The sequence below is a fragment of the Paenibacillus qinlingensis genome (assembly GCF_013204845.1).
Taxonomy (GTDB): domain Bacteria; phylum Bacillota; class Bacilli; order Paenibacillales; family NBRC-103111; genus Paenibacillus_E; species Paenibacillus_E qinlingensis.
Genome location: NZ_JABMKY010000016.1, coordinates 106,124 through 125,181 on the forward strand (window position 1 = coordinate 106,124; position 19,058 = coordinate 125,181).

Here is a 19,058-nt window from a genome sequence, read left to right on the forward strand (position 1 = left end):
CTTATGAATATCGGCTTAACTGGAGGAATTGCTTGTGGAAAAAGTACGGTTAGCCGCATGCTCGTTAGCCGTGGCGCGCTTTTAATCGACGCCGACCAGATTGCTCGTGATGTCGTGGAGCCTGGCAGCCCTGTTCTCGAACAGGTTGCTGCACATTTTGGACAAGCTGTGATCGGACCCGATGGATCCCTGCAACGTAAGAAACTAGGTGAAATTATCTTTGAATCGCCTGGAGAGCGAAAGCAGCTAGAGGGCATATTGCATCCCCCTATTCGGGCAAAGATGCGCGAACAAATGACTTTGTATGAACGGGACTACCCTACCAAGTTAGTAGTGGTCGATGTTCCTTTACTCATAGAATCGAATCTGGTCTCGATGTTTGAAGAGATCATGGTTGTTTATATTCCGCGCCACTTGCAATTGGAGCGTCTGATGCAGCGAGATGGCTTGTCAGCCGAGACTGCCCAGCTTCGACTCGATGCACAAATGTCGATTGAGGAGAAACGTAAGTTAGCCGATATCGTAATTGATAATAGCGGAACTTGGGAAGAAACCAACATGAGGGTGGAGCTGTTCTGGGTAGGGAAGGGATTGGCATGACGTTCTTTCGAAAAAAACGAATGTTTGCTATTCTGCTTATCGCATTTGTCATGATTCTCTTCATGAATAGCGCAATTATAGGTAGAAAGCTATATCCCATCTACTTTCAGCAGGAGATTAAGCAAAGCGCGGCGAAACACAATATAGATCCGTTTCTAATTGCAGCCATTATTCGCGTCGAAACGAATTATAAGTATCATTTAGAATCAAGCAAAGGGGCAGTAGGGCTCATGCAGCTTATGCCTGATACTGCTGATTGGATTGTTGAATCTTCGAATCTTGGGCCTCATACTCCAGAAGATTTGCTTCGAGTCGATATTAATATTTATTTAGGGTCATGGTATCTAAATTGGTTAATTAAGCATTATAATGGGAATTTAGTCTATGCCATAGCAGCGTATAATGCTGGTCAAGGTAATGTGAATAAATGGAAAAACAATCATGTTTGGGACGGTTCCGAGGACAATATTCGTGACATTCCATTTGGTGAAACCCGTCATTATGTGCAGCGTGTTCTTTATTACTATGAGAAGTATACGAAGCTATACACAGACACGGAGCAATGGCAGGGTGCAGATGCTTAGGTCACCCGCACAAAACAAAGAAGCATTGGACTAGCTCCGAGTGGAGCGCAAAGTCCAATACTTCCTGTTTTGCAGAGTCAAAAGCGTGTGTTATTCAAGATTACTTGAATTGACCTGCTAGAGATTGTTCTGCGATTTGCACCAGGCGACGAGTAATGCTACCACCAATAGAGCCAGTGTCACGAGAAGTCATGTTGCCATAGTAGCCATCTTGTGGGATAGCAATACCTAGCTCCTGAGCTACCTCGTACTTCAACTGATCCAAGGCTGCATTTGCTTGTGGAACGACTAAAGTGTTGCTTGAGCTCATGTCTGTTCACCTCCTTGTCGGTTGGTAAATCTATTGTGTGCAGAACTCCAAACTTCAAGACATGTAACATATGGTAATGATATTTCCAAGTGAGAAAGGAGATGAAAGCGAATGAAATGCCCGTTCTGTGACCATTCTGGTACGAAAGTGCTTGATTCCAGGTCTGCCAATGAGAATAAATCCATTCGTCGGCGCCGTGAATGTGAGAAATGCGCAAGAAGATTCACGACATTTGAAATGATCGAAGAAACACCGTTAATTGTGATTAAAAAAGATGGAAGTCGGGAAGAATTTAGTCGAGATAAAATTTTACGGGGCTTAATTCGTGCTTGTGAAAAAAGACCCGTTTCCATGGAGCGGCTAGAGATGCTCGTCTCCGAAGTCGAAATGCAGCTTCGTACGACGGCACATGCTGAAGTCGATAGCCTTGGCATTGGTGAAATTGTGATGGAGCAATTGTACCCCGTCGATGAAGTGGCCTACATTCGCTTCGCCTCTGTATATAGGCAGTTCAAGGACATTAACATGTTTTTGAAGGAGTTAACGCAAATCTTGGGAAAGCATGACGTCGGGCTACTCCGAGACAAATAAGTAGCGCAATCCTCTACAATTACAAAAAGCCGCATCGCCTCGTGAATCGTATCAGGAGGAGTTGCGGCTTTTCTATGTTTATCTTTGAACAGAGTTGGTTAGTGAGTATTGACTGTCGTTGTGACAACTAGATTGTTCGTTGTTGAGGTAGAGGTAGATGTAGAAGTGGAGGTAGAGGTGGAGGAGGCTGTGAACGATAAGGTTTCTAAATTGACAGTTACACCAATAGTGAGACCCGTATTAATGACTAAACTAGCTGTCGTCAAAGTCGTCAAGTAGCTCAATTGAAGAACACCATTTACAAATACATTGTAATACCCATTGCTACCAGGGACCGTCAGACTATTGGCTGCCAAGTTAGATCCTGTGTCGTCTCTAAAGCTAGATGAAAGAATCGTAGTCACGCCTCCGAGAATGTTTCCTAATACGACACTCGCCGTAAATCGTTTGACCAGCGGGGTAAGCGTCGTGGTCGTTGTTGTTGATGTGACTGTTGAAGTTGAGGTTGTAATTGTTCCTGAAACTACACTGGTAGCCGTTAAATGGAGGGTAATTAAATGTTCGCTCATGGGTGTCCTCCTTTCAGGGAGTGAATATAGATAATTCTAGTATTTGCTATATGATATGTTAGAAAAAGCTAGATTGCTTGGGATAATTAGAGGGTGACACGAATTGATTTGTTTTTTTTCGAAATGTGACAAAAAATAAATAAAAGACAGCGGCAAGTGCGCTGTCTTTGGTTGCTTCATCAGAGAAAAGTCAATAACGACGCGCCCTCATGAGCTTTTGAAAAAAAATTATTCTAATGACATCAACCGACTGTATTTTCGAGAGCGATAAGGCATAATTCGGTTATTGAGTGCGTTTGTCCAATTCACTTCGAAGAAAATGAATAAATCGGATGGCTTCGTCAGATGTTAGTAGGTTGCCGCTGAATGAAAAGGAGAACATGTCCAAAATATCATCGTCGGGAAGATGCAAGTTATCGAGTAAGTGCATTACGTCTGTGCTCATAGTGCCGTCAATTACCGTTTTATTCAAGTTATTAATTCCTCCTTTGTCGAACTGCCATTATCGGATGGAGGCGGTAGCTGGCTGACATATTGGACAGCAGGTATCATTGCCAATTTAGTCCCTTTAGCTTTGCGTCACCACTTTTCAGCGGTTTTGCCCTTATCATACCGATAACGTCTTATATGAAAACTATATCACAGGTTAGGTTTAACGTGCTATTAATTACATTAATTCGAAGGATGGTTGAAGCATATGTCCGTCAATAGCCCAAAATCAAGTAAAATTATTCATGAATTGGATATTGTTAAGGTAGCAGAGGCGCTTGGTCTTGATCAAGCACGTTTACTCGCTTATGTCTATAATCGTCCAGAGGCTATTCACGCTTATGTGCTAGATGAGCCAGCAGCTCCTTCGGATGCTTCCTAACCATACATAAAAAAGCACCGCAACATGGAAGTTGCAGTGCCTGCGTAGTATTACACCATAATTTTACAAATATCGTTCGTGAATTCAACGGGATCTTGAAGTGGAAGACCTTCAATAAGAAGAGCTTGATTGTACAAGAGCGCTGTGTACAGATTCAATTTTTCTTTATCCTTCTCGAAAGCATCCTTCAAGGAAGCGAACACGTCATGATTGACGTTGATTTCTAATACTTTCTCAGCCTTAACGTTCGGATTGTTCGGCATGGCATTCAAGATTTTTTCCATCTCGATGGTGACATCGCCATCTGTCGATAAGCATACCGGATGCTTTCTCAGACGCTTGGAAGCTTTTACGCTCGTTACTTTACCAGCCAATAAGCCATTCATGTAGTCGAATAAATCTTGATTTTCTTTTTTATCAGACTCAGAATCGTTGGCGTTATCCTCTACATCAATACCAAGATCCCCGCTTGAAACTGATCTGAATTCCTTCTCTTTGTAAGTCATAATCATTTTGATTGCGAACTCATCAATATCATCTGTGAAGTATAGAATCTCGTAGCCTTTATCCGTCACAAGCTCGGTTTGTGGAAGTTTATCGATTCTTTCCATCGACTCACCGGAAGCATAGTAAATGTATTTCTGATCTTCTGGCATTCTAGCTACATATTCGTCCAACGTGACAAGCTGTTTCTCCTTGGAGGAGGAGAACATCAAAAGATCCTGCAGAAGCTCTTTATGCGTGCCGTAGTCGCTGTAAACACCGAATTTAAGCTGTCTGCCGAAGGACTTGTAGAATTGCTCGTATTTCTCTCTCTCGTCCTTCAGGAGGCTTTGAAGTGAGCCTTTGATTTTGCTGGAGATATTCTTCGCAATTAATTTAAGCTGACGATCGTGCTGCAGCATCTCACGGGAGATGTTGAGCGATAAGCTTTCGGAATCGACCATCCCTTTGACGAAGCTGAAATAGTCAGGAAGCAGGTCCGCACATTTATTCATAATGAGAACGCCGTTTGCGTAAAGCTCAAGGCCTTTCTCGTATTCTTTGAAATAGTAGTCATAAGGCATGTTTTCAGGAATAAAGAGGATCGCTTGGTAGACTACCGCGCCATCTGCACTCACATGAATATGCTTAAGCGGCTTGTCGAAGCCGTAATGTTTCTCATGGTAGAACTTCTCATAATCTTCAGGCGTAAGTTCGCTTTTGTTTTTGCGCCAGATCGGCACCATGCTGTTCACATGTTGTTCTTCTTGATAGTCCTCGAATTCGCTCTCGCTGCCTTCTTTTAGACGTTTGCCAGTGATGTCCATTTTAATAGGATAACGGATGAAATCGGAATATTTTTTGATGATTGCTTTCAAGCGATACTCGTCCAAGTACTCGTCGTAGTTATCATCTTCGGTATTCGCTTTAATTGAAAGAACAATCTCCGTACCAATCGAATCTTTCTCTGCTGGTGCAATCGTGTACCCGTCTGCGCCATCGGATTCCCATTTGTAAGCTGTGTCGCTGCCAAGTGCTTTACTTGTTACTGTGATGTGATCAGCGACCATGAACGCGGAGTAGAAGCCTACCCCGAATTGGCCAATAATGTTGTGGCCGTCTTTGGCTTCGTTCTCTTTCTTGAAAGCAAGAGATCCGCTCTTCGCGATAATCCCCAAGTTGTTCTCAAGATCTTCTTTCGTCATCCCGATACCTGTATCGCGAATCGTTAAGATACGATTGTCTTTATCAGCCGTAATTTTGATGAAGTAACTATCTTTGTCAAAAACGAGCGAGTCGTCTGTAAGTGCCTTGTAGTAAATTTTGTCAATCGCATCGCTGGAGTTGGAGATAAGCTCTCTTAGAAAGATTTCACGTTGTGTGTAAATCGAATTGATCATCATTTCCAAAAGACGCTTGGATTCGGCTTGAAACTGTTTCTTTTCCACGGATAGATCTCCTTTCGATATGTAGCAGGGTTAATATCAGAATCATTAGCACTCGCGTGCTGTGAGTGCTATACACTAACTTTATAACATCCCTGAAATTTAATGTCAATTGGCATGAAGAGAATTTATGTGAAGTTGCGGAAAGATATAATTGGTAATGGCGATAAGTGGCACAATGAAGGGGGAGAAGTATTGGGGCGGCGGCGAGCTTGGTGGGGGATTGAGGGAAGGGATGTGGCGTGGTGAGAATTTAAAGTAGCTTGGATTAGGGAGGAAGAGTGAGTAGGAGAAGGGGAGTAAGGAGGAGTGAGTAGGAGAGTGGGAGTATGGAGGAGAGCGGAGAGTAATGAGAGTAAGGGTGGCAACGAATGTTATGCCTGACTACTAACAGCCCTCGGTTCAGCTACTCATCTAGTACTATCAAAATTGCAAATGAGCACTTTTGGAGGAGGATTCCCCACCTTCAGGGGAAATTGATGCAAATAGGCATCAATTTGGAGCATTTTAAGGTGAAATACTTGAAAATCGATAAAAAGGATGCCTATTTGCACTTATTTCGCAATTTTGTGGGTAAATGAAGTAAAAAGGTTGTATATTTGCACTTTTGGGAGAGAGAGCTGCCACTAGCCCGCCAACTCATTTGCTACCGCACTCCCACCACTAAGCTCCACCCACCACTAATCAGCTACCGCACTCCCACCACCAAGCTCCACCAGCCACTAATTACCTAATGCACTCCCACCACCAAGCTCCACCAGCCACTAATTACCTAATGCACTCCCACCACCAAGCTCCACCCGCCACTAACTAGCTACCGCACTCCCACCACCAAGCTCCACTGCCACTCACTAGCTACTATCACCCGCGACCTCACTCACTCACTCACTCACTCACTCACTCACTCACTCACTCACTCATCCACCACCCGCCACCGCATTTCCCCACATCCACTCACCCCCGTCTCACGCACCAGCCACATCCCCACCTAACATACCTAACACACCAACGCATCAAATCATGCGAATATGATCCCTTTTCACTAGCTCATAACGAAGAACATGTTTGCCTTCAGCTCCCGCGTGCGGGATAAGCCAACCTTTGTCACACAGTGATTGAAGCACTCGCACGGATGAACGATAGTTGATACCCAGATGTGTTCTCACATCAATTGGCCGGAATGGCTGTGCGAGCGTATAGGCAAGCCGAATGATTTCCCGTTCCATCACATTGTCCAGACTGACAGGTGAGGTAATAGTCTGAAATCGACTAATCAACATGCGAAGCAGTGTGATGCAGAGGTCAGGGCGATTTGCTACGTCATCATATGAAAATGAAATCACCTGATACCCCATCGCAGCCAAAAAGGTTTCCCGGTTTAGCTCATTGCAGTATTTCTGTCTGTCCATATCTCTCACATGTGGGCCGTATCCTTTGATCTCGATGATCAATTTCACATATTTCGTCAGCCAGGCGAAGTCACAGAAATAAGAGCGTCCACGCCAATCCAACACTTCGAATTCAGGGTGCAACTCTTCGAAATTTCCTCGGAGCTCCCACCAGACTCCCTGACAAAAAAGTTTTTCCGCCTCCTGATGTCCGCGCTCCAAGCGGCCTCTGCGTTCTCCGGTTCTACGATTCAGATGGTTTTGCATCCATAAAGCATGTACGTGTTCGAAACTCATAGGATCTTTCCCTCCCTTTAAAATAAAAGAAACGCCCCTGTTCCATGAATGAAAAATGGACAGGGACGTTCTTCGTCTCATGCAAATAAGTATATCGGAAATCGCCTGATTTCTCGAGGGAACATTTTCGACATTTCTCCATCTTTTATGATAGAATGTGACATATTGGAGGGATATCACATGGATATTAGACGAATATTAGGTCTTCCTGAGTTGTTAGATGTCAAAAAAGTCGTATGCGTGCAACCCCACCCCGATGACAACGAAGTTGGGGCAGCTGGAACGTTATACGAACTTGCACAGCGCGGTTGTGAAATCGTTTACATTACAGTGACCGATGGAAGCGGCAGTGCTTCAACTGGCGAGGTAGAACCAGAAGCGATTGCAGCGATTCGCCGATCAGAGCGCTTGGCTGCTGGAGATATTTTGGGCGTGACTAAGCATATTGCGCTTGATTACCCAGATATGGGCAGTTATACCGAAGAGGAATTGCTAGCCAAGTTAATTCCGATTATTCGCGAAGAGAAACCTGACTTGCTGATGACGGTAGATCCATGGATGCCGTATGAAGCTCATCCGGATCATATTAAGACAGGGAAAGCTGTTGCTTCAGCCATGCTTTTCTCATCGAATGAGATCCTATTTCCAGGATCCAAACCACATGATGTCCCGCAAATCGCGTTCTATGCGACGTCGCATCCGAACACCTTCATTGATGTATCGGCTCATTGGGATACGAAAATCGCGTCCATCCTGGCACATAAGAGTCAATTTGATAACATTAATTGGCCCTTGGTTAAAGGGTATTTTGACTATCAAGCCGTCCAATTGTACAGCAAGTTGAAGCAAAACCCAGAAGCCAAAGGTTATGCGGAATCTTTTAAATTACTGACATCCCACCAACTGCACTTCTTCCCATCCGCACTATATAGCTAGCTACTTATCTTTAAGGAGGCAAGTCCAATGATTTCTTTATCAAAAAAACTCGCTTACAGCTCGAATCAAATTGGACTTAGCGTCTTGTGGCAGGCATTTAGTGCCATTGCAGTTTTCTATTATGTAACGGTGTTGAATGTTTCTGGCACATCAATTTCTATCGGGATGATTATTTATGGTTTCCTGAATGCGTTGTTCAATTTGGTTGCTGGGTATGTGAGTGACCGAACGAAAACGCGCTTTGGCAGACGAATACCGTATATTTTGTTCGGAAGTTTGCCGTTTGGCGTACTATTCTTCTTTCTCTTTAATCCGCCTGCGGGTAGTGCGACGATGTTGTTAATTTACTTTTTCACGCTAACATTCTTCTTCGATTTGATCTACTCTTTCATTGGACTTAATACAGGTGCATTATTTCCTGAGATGTATCAAACCAAGAAGGATCGTTATCAAGTGTCAGCGTTCCAGCAAATGTTCAGCATCATCGGTATGATCATCGGTATCGCGCTTGCGAAATCCTTAGGACTCTCTTTAGGTTGGGGTCTCATGGCAGGGATATTTGCGATTATCGCGGTCATTTCTTTGTATGTGTCCCTGTACGGTTCCTTCGAGAATCCTGCTGCGAGCAAATCAGAGCCCCTTCATTTCAAGGAAGCAACAGTCCAGACGTTCAAAAATAAGTTATTCAATTCCTACGTCGTAGCGAATTTATTAATTCAATTGACGACAACGATGTTCGTGTCGTTAACTGCTTTTTACACGAAATACGTCGTGGTGTTAAACGGAACGCAAAACTCGATTTTCCTAGGCGCAGTGTTTATTGTGGCGATTCCGATGTCATTCATTTGGGCAAAAAGCGGCGTACGGCTATCGACAGTTCGGGTCGCGATGATTTCTTCTGTGCTGTACGCGATCATCTCCCTTGGCTTCCTTTTTGCCGATTCGACGGTCATGGTGATTATCATTGGAGCCTTATTGGGTATTCCGGTTTCGGGTTTCATGTTGTCCTTGCATGTGCTACTTTCCGATGTTGTTGATTTCGATGCACAGCAGACGGGGCGTCGTCGCGAAGGGATGTATTATGGCGTGAATGGTTTTATCATTCGTATCGGGATGTCCATTCAATATGGGATTATGGGAATTTTCTTCGCGACGAGCGGTTTTGATGCGGATAAGGAAGTTCAGGTCACCAGCGCCATTCATGGCTTCCGCTTCCTCATAGGGGGATTGCCGATTCTCATCCTAGTGATCGCCTATATTTGCCTGAAGAAATATCAGTCCTCCGAGAAGAAGCTTAGAGGCGCGAACAGTTAGGTGGGAACCCAGTGAGCTATCTGCCGCGGCGATGATCATGGGGGTTGTCGGGCTGTTATCTAGTTTGGACGCGAAAGCGTGAAATGAAATGAGCCTCCCGATTGGGGAGGCTCATTATGTGTTCTAGGGCAAGCTGGATCCCTCTAGGGTCAAGTGTTCGATTGCCTAAAGCGGTGCCCTCTATCGTATAACTGTAAAATATACAGTTAAATTGAGCGGTTGTCTGCATTATTGCTGATTACCTGTAAAACATACAGTTAATTCAACAGGTTTGAACCTTACGGCTCCAAATGGGTGAAATTAACTGTAGGAAATACAGTTATTGCCCGAGAACAGCGGATTTCAGAGAAATTAACTACAGAAAATCCATCTATTTCAAAAGTGACTCTGTCTGGCTATACAAACCTGAGCGTTAGAACCAATTTTGCTTATACCTCATCAAGTAGATCCCTCGCCAGTAGCGAGAACCTCCCCCTATCTCCCGGACGCCTCACGTATATCGCTGCTCTCCAGAATCGCTTTCGGATATCCGTCACGCGCGACAGAGATCATGGCACAGCCTATCTGCTCGGAGTCAATGACAGAGTTCGGGAACCATTTCTGCAGCAGTGGGAAAATTGGACGCAAAATGACAATGAAAGTTTGGTACAGCTTGGTTTTGGATTTGACGCCGTTTTTCGGCAGAATCGCGCCAGGACGGAACATGAAGGCTGACCTGAACGGCAGCTTGAGGAGCGCATTTTCTGTTTTACCTTTGACACGTGCCCACATGCTGCTGCCTTGTTCTGTGCTATCGGTGCTGGCACCTGTTACATAGACGAAGGTCATGTTAGGTTGGATTTGGACGAGCGCGTTAGCAATATTCATGGTCAGATCGTAGGTGATCGCATGATACTTTTCCTCGCTCATCCCTACAGATGAAACGCCGAGGCAGAAGAAACAAGCATCGATACTTGAAAGCTCATCCGTTAATGGGGATAGCTCAGTAATGTCCTTGAGGACATGCTCATGGAATTTCTGATGTTTTTGCGTTGAAGCCGTACGGCCAATGGATAGCACTCGTTTAACCTGAGGATCAATCAAACATTCACGCAATACGCTTTGTCCGACCATCCCCGTTGCTCCAAAGATGAGAACGTTCATAGATGGGTGCCACCTTTCGCAAATAAATTAAGAGAGCAGAACTGCTAAGAGACACAGTATAGTGTTAATCACCATGAGGCTGATTTGTACGGGGTACTTTTTGACAGTGGTAATAAAGGTAAGCATAGCAGGACTAGCAAGATATGACTCGATATAAGCTTTTCCTGATATCTGAATAATACCCGCAAACGTCAAGGAGTTAGCACGCATGATCAGCCATAGTCCTGGGTTCAAGGTAAGGCAAACAATCAGCAGCGGGGTAGTCAAAACGGCGAGATGGTAAAATCCAATGGGCTGCTTAAACTCGTAAATGACGAAGTCCCAGTTCCAAAGCGTATAAGCGATAGCCCAGAAAATCATGGCTTCATTGACGGTTATGTAATAGCTTCCAAGCCATGTTCCCGTGATGACGAATGACGTTGCAATGAGAACTAGTCCCGAAATGACATTGTAGTAATTCTTGTTTTTATAATCGGTTAATGCCGCTTCCAAAATGTTAATCCGCAGCAGCCACACGATAATTGGCACTAGCCATTCACTAGGGAAGTATCCTATGAAGGTCAATACAACTAATACTCTTCCAATAACTAAGGTGGATAGTTTTAATTTCTCGAAGAAGTCAGATCGTAAGGCAAACAAAATGCAAATAGGAATAACAATATTAATAAGGCCATTTGCGTAAAGTGGTGAGAAGGCGGTAAGGATGGTGCCGAAGGAAAGAATAGTCAAAATGATGACAAATCCGATCCATTGTGGCAATTTTAATAGTCGATCTGTCATGGCGATTACATCCCTCATTTTAAATAAATGTGATGCTAGTATCATACTAAACTTAGAAGCCTCTCGTATAGATGTACTTCACTGTCTGTGTTCGTTCAAAGACGATGAAGCTTACGGAAAGAGGAAGGCGTGACATGCATGCGTTTTTTAAATACACGGCTCAAGTAAAATTCGTTCTCAAAGCCGCATTGTCCAGCGATTTGCCCCAATGTCATATCACTATCTAGCAAGAGCTGTTGTACCTTCTGCAGACGTAACGTGGTTAAGTAATCGATTGGCAGCATGCCGGTCGATTTTTTGAATCGGCGGGTAAACTGCACCTGTGTCAATCCAAGTTCCATAGCGATATCTTTCATGATGCAGGTGGATGACGCTAATTCGTGCAGGCGTTGAGTTGCCTCATGAATTATGGCATCCTTATTGTTCGTCAAACCTGCTGTCCAGGGAGATACCGCCTCAGGGCTTGCCGAGTAAGCCTCTTCCACAATCAGCATCCATAGGTCTGTAAGCAGATGTTGACGTAGGGAGGAAGCAATGATTCCTTCATGTTGAAACCATTTTTTCAAGTAGGCATAGTTCGACGAGAGTCGATTGAGATCTTGAATAGCTATTTTCCCAGACGGGACTTGAGTTTCCATGGCTAATGGATGTCCTGCCGAATCCCCCCACTGCAGCAACATGACGTGAAACGATAAGGGCTGAATGACTTCTCTGCGAAAAATAGCTCCCGGTGGACATAGCACCAGATCTCCGAATGTAGCAGTCCCCTCGTGTTCTTGAATCTGGTAGGAAAAGCTCCCATTCTCTACTGCAAATAGGACCCAGAACTCATTGGAATCCTCTTGAAGCTGAAAGGCTGATTTCTCCCTCCAATACATGTGACTGAGCAGCTTTGGTTGTACTTGATCCGTATTTTGAAGTTGCATGGCGCGTCCCTATCCTCTCACATTCCGAATCACCCACTACATGAAATATCTCCTTTCATCATAGAGGATTAGCTTGGCAGAAGAAAGTGTTGTTAATGAAATTTTGTATAAGTTTATGCTAATAGCGTGCATGGTTTAAAGCGCTGCCAATCCTATAGAATAAAGGTAATGACAGATTTAATGGAGGTTATCCAATGCGAGAAGAAGGGGTAATAAAAGATATTACAGTCATCGGTGGCGGACTTTCAGGTGTGTGTGCGGCCATCGCTGCTGCGAGATTAGGTCAGACAGTGGCATTGATTCAAAATCGACCCGTCCTCGGGGGGAATTCGTCAAGTGAAGTCCGTGTATGGGTGTGCGGAGCAACGGCGCATGGCATTAATCGGTACGCACGTGAAACGGGCATTATGGGCGAATTGTTCGTAGAGAATCAGTTCCAGAATCCAGACGGGAATCCGTATCTGTGGGACCTCATCGTACTGGAAGCTGTACGCGCTGAAGCGAATATTCAGCTCTTTCTTAACACCGATGTGCATGAGGTGGAGGCAGATGGGGATGAAAGTAACCGAATCATCCGTTCGGTTACGGGCTGGATGATGGGCTCGGAACGGCGCATTCGATTCGAGAGTAAAGTGTTTCTAGATTGTACGGGCGATGGCCTCATTGGATTTTTGGCGGGGGCCAAATTTCGTGTCGGCCGCGAGGCACGAGAAGAGTTTCAAGAAGAGTGGGCGCCTGAGATCGCAGATGAGATTACACTCGGGAGTACGATTTTATTTTATACCAAAGACGTGGGTCACCCGGTTAAATATCATGCGCCAAGCTTCGCCAAAGACATTACAACGACATCCATTCCGATCAAGCGTGTCATTCGCAGCGGTGATTCGGGTTGTCATTATTGGTGGATTGAATGGGGGGGCGAGCTGGATACGGTACATGAGAACGAGCGTATTCGGGACGAATTATGGTCGGTTATTTATGGGATTTGGGATTATATCAAAAATTCAGGTGGATTTGATTCAGCGAATATGACGCTGGAATGGGTAGGGGCTTTACCTGGCAAAAGAGAATATCGCCGTTTCATCGGGGACTATATGCTGAACCAGAATGATATTCTGGCTCAGACGAGATTCGAGGACACCGTTGCTTTCGGAGGTTGGTCCATCGATCTGCACCCGCCGCAAGGGATGTATTCGACCGAGAGCGGTTCGAAGCATTTGCATGCGGATGGCATCTATCATATTCCATTTCGCAGCTTGTACTCCGTAAATGTAGCTAACATGTTAATGGCGGGACGAAATATAAGCGCATCCCATGTAGCCTTCGGCACGACGCGCGTCATGGCGACCTGCGCAGTGATAGGGGAGGCCGCAGGCACAGGTGCGGCGTTATGCGTACAGAAACAGATTGCGCCGCGTGAGCTGTATCAGAAGCATATGCAGGAGCTCCAGCAAGTGCTGCTAAGGCAAGATGCGGCCGTAATTGGCATTCGCAATGAGGATAAGCAGGATCTTGGGCGGCTTGCCAAGCTGAAGGCGTCTTCTACATTAACACGGCTAAGTGTGTCACATGCTGCGGAGCCGAGGTGCTTGAGCGACGATGTAGCAGTGTTATTCCCTGTAGATCCGCAGCTTGAGTGCTTCGAGTTGCTGGTTGATGTGAGCGAAGCTACAACGATTCAAGTGGAGCTGTGGGACACAGGGAGAGCGGAGAATTATGTGCCTGCAATGCTGATTATGGAGACCGAGACAGCGGCGCAAGTCGGGGAACAGCAGTGGATTAGCTTTCCTTTGAGTTGGCAGCCTGAAGAGACACAGAACGCTTTCGTCATTATCAAAGCTAATGATCACGTAGTGGTTTATCACTCTGATCAACAGCACACGGGAGCGATTGCTTTTGTACGAGGCACGAAACCAATTGTGGATCCAAAGCTGGAGAACCATCAACCAGATCAGCCAGTCGTTCAGTGGAGTATGAAAAATGGCGTGGATCGCAAGCCAATCTGCTTCCGTCTCCCTTCAGAGACGAGTGCTTTCACCGCAGAAAAGGTAACAAATGGGTATTTACGTCCTTATGGTGCGCCACATCAATGGATGTCAGAGCCGATGGTACCAACGAAAGAGGAGTGGCTGGAACTAAGTTGGGATGAAGCCCAATCTCTAAAGTATCTACAAGTAACATTTAATGATAACGTGCACGAGGATTTAATTAATCTTCACGCATTCAGGACGAGTGAGGAAGTCAGACCTGAGTTAGTGAAGGACTATCGATTGGAGGCTTGGGTCAATGGCAATTGGGCGGTAATTCAGCGCGTAACGAACAACCGCATACGTACAAGGAGATTGCAGTTGGAGGCAGCCATTACTACCGATCGGTTGCGACTTGTCGTGGAGGCGACGAATGGCTGCCCGTGTGCTGAGGTTGTTGAGGTGCGGGTTTATGGGTAGGGGTAAACGTTTTACGATGAGCGTATTAGTCATTTGAGGGAAGATCAGATTTGCTCTTCCTCTTTACAACATGTACAAGGAGCACCATAGCAATAGGAAGCAGATACCCGATAGTTCCCCATAAGGGGTGTATAAAAGATACTAAGTTGCCCCAGAAGGCTTCACCTTTCACAGGTGTAGTAAAAGAAAGCAAACAACATATCATGGTTAAAGGTAGGATGAGTAAGCGACTATTTTGCAAATTAAACAAATGGGTAAAGGTTAAATTTAAGGCAAATATAACGATTGTGGCTTTCATATAGGAAGCTACAATTAATGAAATACCAATGAGTGATTCAATACGCTGAAACAATTCATAAAATTCAACGGTTCGAGCTAACTGAAACATCGAATACTTACGCTCTCCAGCGATAGGCCCATATGTCATAATTGTGCATAATGTGACAGTAATCAGGCTTAAAGCGTTGATGGAAAGAGCTAGAAATAAACCACGTTTCAGTGGTTTATTTTGGTTTCTGGAGACGAAGGGAAGGATCATGCTGAAAAGAAAGATTTCAACATACGGAAATCCATAGGAAAAATAACTTCCGAACAAGATAGGTTTAAAGCCGAAAGGCATGACAGGCAATAAGTAAGATGGATGATAATTGAAGCTGGCCAAGGTTAATATGAGAATGACATAAACCATAACCATAGCTGTAAGTAAAACAAACATGCGTGCCATGACGTCAATGCCCATTCTTACAGTCACGTAAATCAGTATAAATATGAGCGAGTTAAACACGTAGATAGGTGTCTCTCTCATTAAAGTTGTGGTCATGAATAAGCCAATATCAATAACAATGCCCGTGGTCATATGGAACTGAAAGGAGATGAAAGGGATCGCGAGTAGAACTGTCATCCATGTACCAACCGTTTTCTTACTATATTCAATAAAGCTCAAGTCCGGATATTTTCCATGCATATACAAGATACAACCTAGAAAGCTAAGGCTTAACAGGTAAGCAAGGATAAGCGATAACCAAGCTCCGTTGTTGGCAAAGCTTATTAAGGGTTGGGGAATGTTGATAATCGAAGAGCCTGTTAAATAGATGAAAAACAAGACGGACATTTGGCCCGGACTAATTTTTTCTCCATTTCCCATTGCATGGCCCCCTCCTTTCCTTGTCTTCCTGACTTTCTATTGTTATTGAGGGGTGACGTGTAAGAACTCAACGATCAGACGGGCAGGAGCTCCCAGCAAGAAGTCAGCTGCGTCATAGAGGTTTGGCCAACGTAATTCAAACACGAAAATACTGCTAAGATAGATTACTGCCAATAGCAAAGAAGCATAAATAAGTTTGGCGTGGGAGTTTTCTTTTCTAAAATTGACCAAATCGAATAAAAGTAACGGGACACAAGTAATGATTAGAAATACTAACTTTAGTATCATGGGTACTCTTGTCCTCTCGTTGACGTATGCTGTTCCTTATTTATCTAGAGGCTTACCGCCGCTCATACCTGAGTTAGTAACCGTCACATCAACTTGGATGTTAAATTGAACGTCAGTGAATCGATCTCCCCAATCCTGTTTCCATGATTGCCATAAACGGGGGTTTTTGGCGTAAATCATGTTGCCAATGCCTAAGGCATCCAGTTTTTTGGATTGAAGATGATGGATTAAGGTTAGTATTTCATTCTTGATTTGATTACTTAAACGAGTTTTGTAAGCAAGTTCTTCCTTGGCAGTGTTTATCGTAGAACAACTTAACTCCCCAGCTGCACCGACCAATTTGGCCTTGATATTCACGATTACTGCATTATTCTTAAGTGAGGTGGAGACATTCGTACTTCCTTGGGAAATCTCGAATGCTTCCTGCAGCGTGTGGTCGCTGTCCCCACCAAGCTCCTCACAAGACGTTAAGATAATACCGCCTTTAAATTGATGCTTTAGCAAAAGAAAGGCCTTTAATTCTTCAGGCGGAATGATATCCACCATTTTTTGCTTTTTGATAACGACGACTCCGGCAATATTAGGAACACTCCCACGCTTTGTATTCAAATATAAGTAAGGGATCTCCGCAATGCCTGTTTCGCTTTTCATTTGAATCATGACTTTCAGGATATTCTGATTCATTGATTTAGCAGCAAATCGCGAGGAGCCTTCATCCATAGATCGTAATTGTTGTCCCAACGTATATTCAATAAACGGCTCTAACTGTAGATACTCTCCAGCATTCCCTTTCGTAACTAAGAGTAAATTAGTAGGTCTAGGTTCATGATCTCGTCTGAAAAAGTCTAGAATAACACCGAGATCATGTGCCTTCAGAACTTCATCACTAACTAGAATGGCACGCATGTGATCCCATTTGGCTTTTCGTCCTAAATGGATGGTGACATCCCGAATGGCATCAAAAACATTCTTCCCTTCTGTCTTAATCGTGAACGAAGATTTCGTCCCCGTACCCTTTGTCAGTGCACTACTGCCACTTGGCTTGTAGAAAAGTGTGGTTAATTTGATGTTGCCTTTGTCGGATAGATCCAAAGAAACCGCTTGTACAAAGGCATATTCAACCAGTTCGGCTTTGTTCCAACAGCCTGTTAAAGAAAATAATAACAGTCCAGATAATGTCGTCACCATTAACCATCTCATGTTGTATTTCCTTCTTTCTCTGTCATGCCGTTACTTTTTGTGACTGTTCGGCCGATGTCGGTTGCGCGGTGAGCGGAGGAGAATTTTCAATGGAGCTCTTATGAATCCATCTTTCAATTGATTCATTATAAGAGGAGCCCATGGCGTTAGATAGGGTTGTCCTAGAGATCGCAGGCTAACTAAATGTAGAAAAATAAACAGAAAGCCAATCATGAAACCGAATCCTCCTAAGCTTGCAGCAAGGATCATTAGGGGGAAGCGCAAGATACGTAGAGAGATAGCCATATTGTAGTTGGGCAACGAAAAGGAAGCGATCCCTGTCAGTGCCACGATGATGACCATGATGGGGGAAGCGATTTTGGCTTCAATAGCAGCTTGTCCAATGACAAGAGCTCCGACGATACTAACGGCTGAACCCACAGGTTTAGGAAGACGGATACCGGCTTCCCGCATGATTTCAAAGAAAAATTCCATCAACAAAGCTTCGATGAATGCGGGGAAAGGGATTCCTTCACGGGTATCTAGAATGGCTAACAGCAACACAGTGGGAATAAGTTCAGAATGAAAAGTTGAGATAGCGATATAGAGGCTCGGTAATGTAAGAGCCATAATAAATGCGAATAGCCGAAGTAATCGAATGAGTGAGGAATACAAGGATCGTATGTAGTAATCTTCACTAGATTGAAAAAACTCGATAAAGAGGCCGGGGCAGATCATAATGGATGGAGAACCACTGGTAAGAACAATGATTTTCCCATCAAGAAGCGCCGCAACAGCCGTATCTGTACGTTCAGTATGTCGATATTGTGGAAAAGGGGAATACGTAGAATCCTCAATTAATTCTTCGATATAAGCGACTTCCAAAATTTCTTCTTGTATAGCGGTACTAAAGCGTTTCTTAAATTCCATTAACGTTTGTGGGTTCACGGTCCCCGCTAAATAACCGACGGCGATTTCGGTCCGTGTTTCTCCGCTTGCATTAAACTTTTCAATCTTGAAATTAGCACTTTTCAGACGGTTACGCAGTAACCCTAAATTGATTCTCAGACTTTCCACAGTAGCTTCTTGCGGACCTCTAACTACGGGTTCATTCATGGGTTCACTAATTTGTCTTGATTCTAAAGCAAGCGCATTATAGCTCAGTGCCTTGTTCCATTGATCAAAAAAAATGACAATTTGACCATGAAGGATGTTATGTTCTGCAACTGGCAATTGGTCAATAATCGTCATATTCCTAGAAGAGACGCCATGATTCTCAACGAATGAGATTAACTTGTTAAGATCAACGGTTGCTGCTTCAAAGCCTGCTTCTTGAAAAACAATGTCTTGGAGAACATTTTTTAGAAATATCAATTCTTTATCATTAATAAGTGAATCGCAATACACAACAAGAGCTCCGTATTGCAATTCCGTGCCAAAAAATCTAGGCAGATAACAAATATCAGAACAATCCACGAGTTGTTGCTCTATCCATTTTCTATTTTCCTCTAAGATTGGTGCCAGTGGAGATTCCACTGAAGAGGGGGGAGCACTAGTATGTGGTGCCTGAGTAGGTGCTGATCTCCTACTCTTCCTGAACAACTTTTGTATATCCATAGAAATTATCCTTCTATAATTTGTTAGTTGCGCAGGTTTATTATTCCAATTTGCAGGGGAAATATGTGACTTGCTTGCCGAATAATTTAAATCCCTTAATGAAGAACTTTCGTTGATTCTCAAGTAATGAACGCTGTAATCCTCTC

General features: G+C 44.1%; 18 protein-coding genes and 1 riboswitch. Of the genes, 7 read left to right on the forward strand and 11 right to left on the reverse strand.

Annotated features, from left to right (window positions below; genetic code table 11):
* The first annotated feature begins 3 nt into the window (after positions 1-3).
* Positions 4-600, forward strand: coding sequence for a dephospho-CoA kinase (gene coaE, locus HQN88_RS24760; RefSeq protein WP_173117533.1), 597 nt, complete (start codon positions 4-6; stop codon positions 598-600).
* A complete protein-coding gene (locus HQN88_RS24765; RefSeq protein ID WP_173117535.1) occupies positions 597-1,184 on the forward strand; it encodes a lytic transglycosylase domain-containing protein in 588 nt (195 codons plus the stop codon). Before coaE ends, HQN88_RS24765 begins: the two co-directional genes overlap by 4 nt.
* 100 nt (positions 1,185-1,284) lie before the next feature.
* Here HQN88_RS24765 and HQN88_RS24770 read toward each other — a convergent pair whose 3' ends face one another.
* Positions 1,285-1,494 carry an alpha/beta-type small acid-soluble spore protein gene (locus HQN88_RS24770; RefSeq protein ID WP_065855582.1) on the reverse strand — a complete coding sequence of 70 codons (210 nt, stop codon included), beginning with the start codon at positions 1,492-1,494 and terminating at the stop codon, positions 1,285-1,287.
* 111 nt (positions 1,495-1,605) lie between these two features.
* On the opposite strand from HQN88_RS24770, the gene nrdR reads away from it, so the two are divergent.
* A complete protein-coding gene (nrdR, locus tag HQN88_RS24775; protein WP_173117537.1) occupies positions 1,606-2,085 on the forward strand; it encodes a transcriptional regulator NrdR in 480 nt (159 codons plus the stop codon).
* A 98-nt stretch (positions 2,086-2,183) separates the two neighbouring features.
* Here the strand turns inward: nrdR and HQN88_RS24780 are convergent, their stop codons facing one another.
* The gene (locus tag HQN88_RS24780) at positions 2,184-2,654 is read right to left on the reverse strand and encodes a DUF4183 domain-containing protein (RefSeq protein ID WP_173117539.1); all 471 of its coding nucleotides are present in this window, start codon (positions 2,652-2,654) and stop codon (positions 2,184-2,186) included.
* Between the two features lie 283 nt (positions 2,655-2,937).
* A complete protein-coding gene (locus HQN88_RS24785) occupies positions 2,938-3,126 on the reverse strand; it encodes a hypothetical protein (RefSeq protein WP_173117541.1) in 189 nt (62 codons plus the stop codon).
* Between the two features lie 42 nt (positions 3,127-3,168).
* Positions 3,169-3,267, reverse strand: a riboswitch (cyclic di-GMP riboswitch).
* 84 nt (positions 3,268-3,351) lie between these two features.
* Between HQN88_RS24785 and HQN88_RS24790 the strand changes: the two genes are divergently transcribed.
* Positions 3,352-3,525, forward strand: a complete 174-nt coding sequence (locus HQN88_RS24790) for a hypothetical protein (protein ID WP_173117543.1) — start codon at positions 3,352-3,354, stop codon at positions 3,523-3,525.
* A gap of 50 nt (positions 3,526-3,575) precedes the next feature.
* Here HQN88_RS24790 and htpG read toward each other — a convergent pair whose 3' ends face one another.
* Together htpG and HQN88_RS24800 are read right to left on the reverse strand one after the other, a co-directional pair.
* Positions 3,576-5,456 (reverse strand): molecular chaperone HtpG, encoded by a 1,881-nt coding sequence (gene htpG / locus HQN88_RS24795; protein WP_173117544.1) that lies wholly within the window; start codon positions 5,454-5,456, stop codon positions 3,576-3,578.
* A gap of 1,010 nt (positions 5,457-6,466) precedes the next feature.
* Positions 6,467-7,138: a DUF559 domain-containing protein gene (locus HQN88_RS24800; protein WP_173117546.1), complete on the reverse strand. Its 672-nt coding sequence runs from the start codon at positions 7,136-7,138 to the stop codon at positions 6,467-6,469.
* A gap of 180 nt (positions 7,139-7,318) precedes the next feature.
* On the opposite strand from HQN88_RS24800, the gene HQN88_RS24805 reads away from it, so the two are divergent.
* Both HQN88_RS24805 and HQN88_RS24810 read left to right on the forward strand, forming a co-directional pair.
* Entirely contained in the window at positions 7,319-8,074 is a 756-nt protein-coding gene (locus tag HQN88_RS24805; RefSeq protein ID WP_173117548.1) for a PIG-L deacetylase family protein, read from the forward strand.
* Between the two features lie 27 nt (positions 8,075-8,101).
* Positions 8,102-9,388: an MFS transporter gene (locus tag HQN88_RS24810; RefSeq protein WP_173117550.1), complete on the forward strand. Its 1,287-nt coding sequence runs from the start codon at positions 8,102-8,104 to the stop codon at positions 9,386-9,388.
* Positions 9,389-9,862: 474 nt separating this feature from the next.
* Here HQN88_RS24810 and HQN88_RS24815 read toward each other — a convergent pair whose 3' ends face one another.
* From HQN88_RS24815 to HQN88_RS24825, 3 genes are all read right to left on the reverse strand, one after another.
* Positions 9,863-10,531, reverse strand: coding sequence for an NAD-dependent epimerase/dehydratase family protein (locus HQN88_RS24815; RefSeq protein ID WP_173117552.1), 669 nt, complete (start codon positions 10,529-10,531; stop codon positions 9,863-9,865).
* A 27-nt stretch (positions 10,532-10,558) separates the two neighbouring features.
* Positions 10,559-11,311, reverse strand: a complete 753-nt coding sequence (locus tag HQN88_RS24820; protein ID WP_173117554.1) for a hypothetical protein — start codon at positions 11,309-11,311, stop codon at positions 10,559-10,561.
* 95 nt (positions 11,312-11,406) lie between these two features.
* Positions 11,407-12,237, reverse strand: a complete 831-nt coding sequence (locus HQN88_RS24825; protein WP_173117556.1) for a helix-turn-helix domain-containing protein — start codon at positions 12,235-12,237, stop codon at positions 11,407-11,409.
* 194 nt (positions 12,238-12,431) lie between these two features.
* On the opposite strand from HQN88_RS24825, the gene HQN88_RS24830 reads away from it, so the two are divergent.
* On the forward strand, positions 12,432-14,684 hold the full coding sequence (locus HQN88_RS24830; RefSeq protein WP_173117558.1) for an FAD-dependent oxidoreductase: 2,253 nt from the start codon (positions 12,432-12,434) through the stop codon (positions 14,682-14,684).
* A gap of 25 nt (positions 14,685-14,709) precedes the next feature.
* Here the strand turns inward: HQN88_RS24830 and HQN88_RS24835 are convergent, their stop codons facing one another.
* From HQN88_RS24835 to HQN88_RS24845, 3 genes are all read right to left on the reverse strand, one after another.
* On the reverse strand, positions 14,710-15,828 hold the full coding sequence (locus HQN88_RS24835) for a GerAB/ArcD/ProY family transporter (RefSeq protein WP_173117560.1): 1,119 nt from the start codon (positions 15,826-15,828) through the stop codon (positions 14,710-14,712).
* A 324-nt stretch (positions 15,829-16,152) separates the two neighbouring features.
* Complete coding sequence (locus tag HQN88_RS24840) at positions 16,153-17,316, reverse strand: Ger(x)C family spore germination protein (RefSeq protein WP_173117562.1); 1,164 nt, start codon at positions 17,314-17,316, stop codon at positions 16,153-16,155.
* A 30-nt stretch (positions 17,317-17,346) separates the two neighbouring features.
* Positions 17,347-19,035 carry a spore germination protein gene (locus tag HQN88_RS24845; protein WP_246320434.1) on the reverse strand — a complete coding sequence of 563 codons (1,689 nt, stop codon included), beginning with the start codon at positions 19,033-19,035 and terminating at the stop codon, positions 17,347-17,349.
* Between the last annotated feature and the right edge of the window lie 23 nt (positions 19,036-19,058).

Bases quoted from the DNA above. Each gene is read 5' to 3' on its own strand.
- HQN88_RS24770 (WP_065855582.1), bottom strand. From the start codon at position 1,494: ATGAGCTCAAGCAACACTTTAGTCGTTCCACAAGCAAATGCAGCCTTG.
- HQN88_RS24840 (WP_173117562.1), bottom strand. From the start codon at position 17,316: ATGAGATGGTTAATGGTGACGACATTATCTGGACTGTTATTATTTTCT.
- HQN88_RS24810 (WP_173117550.1), top strand. From the start codon at position 8,102: ATGATTTCTTTATCAAAAAAACTCGCTTACAGCTCGAATCAAATTGGA.
- nrdR (WP_173117537.1), top strand. From the start codon at position 1,606: ATGAAATGCCCGTTCTGTGACCATTCTGGTACGAAAGTGCTTGATTCC.
- HQN88_RS24805 (WP_173117548.1), top strand. From the start codon at position 7,319: ATGGATATTAGACGAATATTAGGTCTTCCTGAGTTGTTAGATGTCAAA.
- HQN88_RS24830 (WP_173117558.1), top strand. From the start codon at position 12,432: ATGCGAGAAGAAGGGGTAATAAAAGATATTACAGTCATCGGTGGCGGA.
- HQN88_RS24815 (WP_173117552.1), bottom strand. From the start codon at position 10,531: ATGAACGTTCTCATCTTTGGAGCAACGGGGATGGTCGGACAAAGCGTA.
- HQN88_RS24825 (WP_173117556.1), bottom strand. From the start codon at position 12,237: ATGCAACTTCAAAATACGGATCAAGTACAACCAAAGCTGCTCAGTCAC.
- HQN88_RS24765 (WP_173117535.1), top strand. From the start codon at position 597: ATGACGTTCTTTCGAAAAAAACGAATGTTTGCTATTCTGCTTATCGCA.
- HQN88_RS24800 (WP_173117546.1), bottom strand. From the start codon at position 7,138: ATGAGTTTCGAACACGTACATGCTTTATGGATGCAAAACCATCTGAAT.
- coaE (WP_173117533.1), top strand. From the start codon at position 4: ATGAATATCGGCTTAACTGGAGGAATTGCTTGTGGAAAAAGTACGGTT.
- HQN88_RS24780 (WP_173117539.1), bottom strand. From the start codon at position 2,654: ATGAGCGAACATTTAATTACCCTCCATTTAACGGCTACCAGTGTAGTT.
- HQN88_RS24820 (WP_173117554.1), bottom strand. From the start codon at position 11,311: ATGACAGATCGACTATTAAAATTGCCACAATGGATCGGATTTGTCATC.
- HQN88_RS24835 (WP_173117560.1), bottom strand. From the start codon at position 15,828: ATGGGAAATGGAGAAAAAATTAGTCCGGGCCAAATGTCCGTCTTGTTT.
- HQN88_RS24790 (WP_173117543.1), top strand. From the start codon at position 3,352: ATGTCCGTCAATAGCCCAAAATCAAGTAAAATTATTCATGAATTGGAT.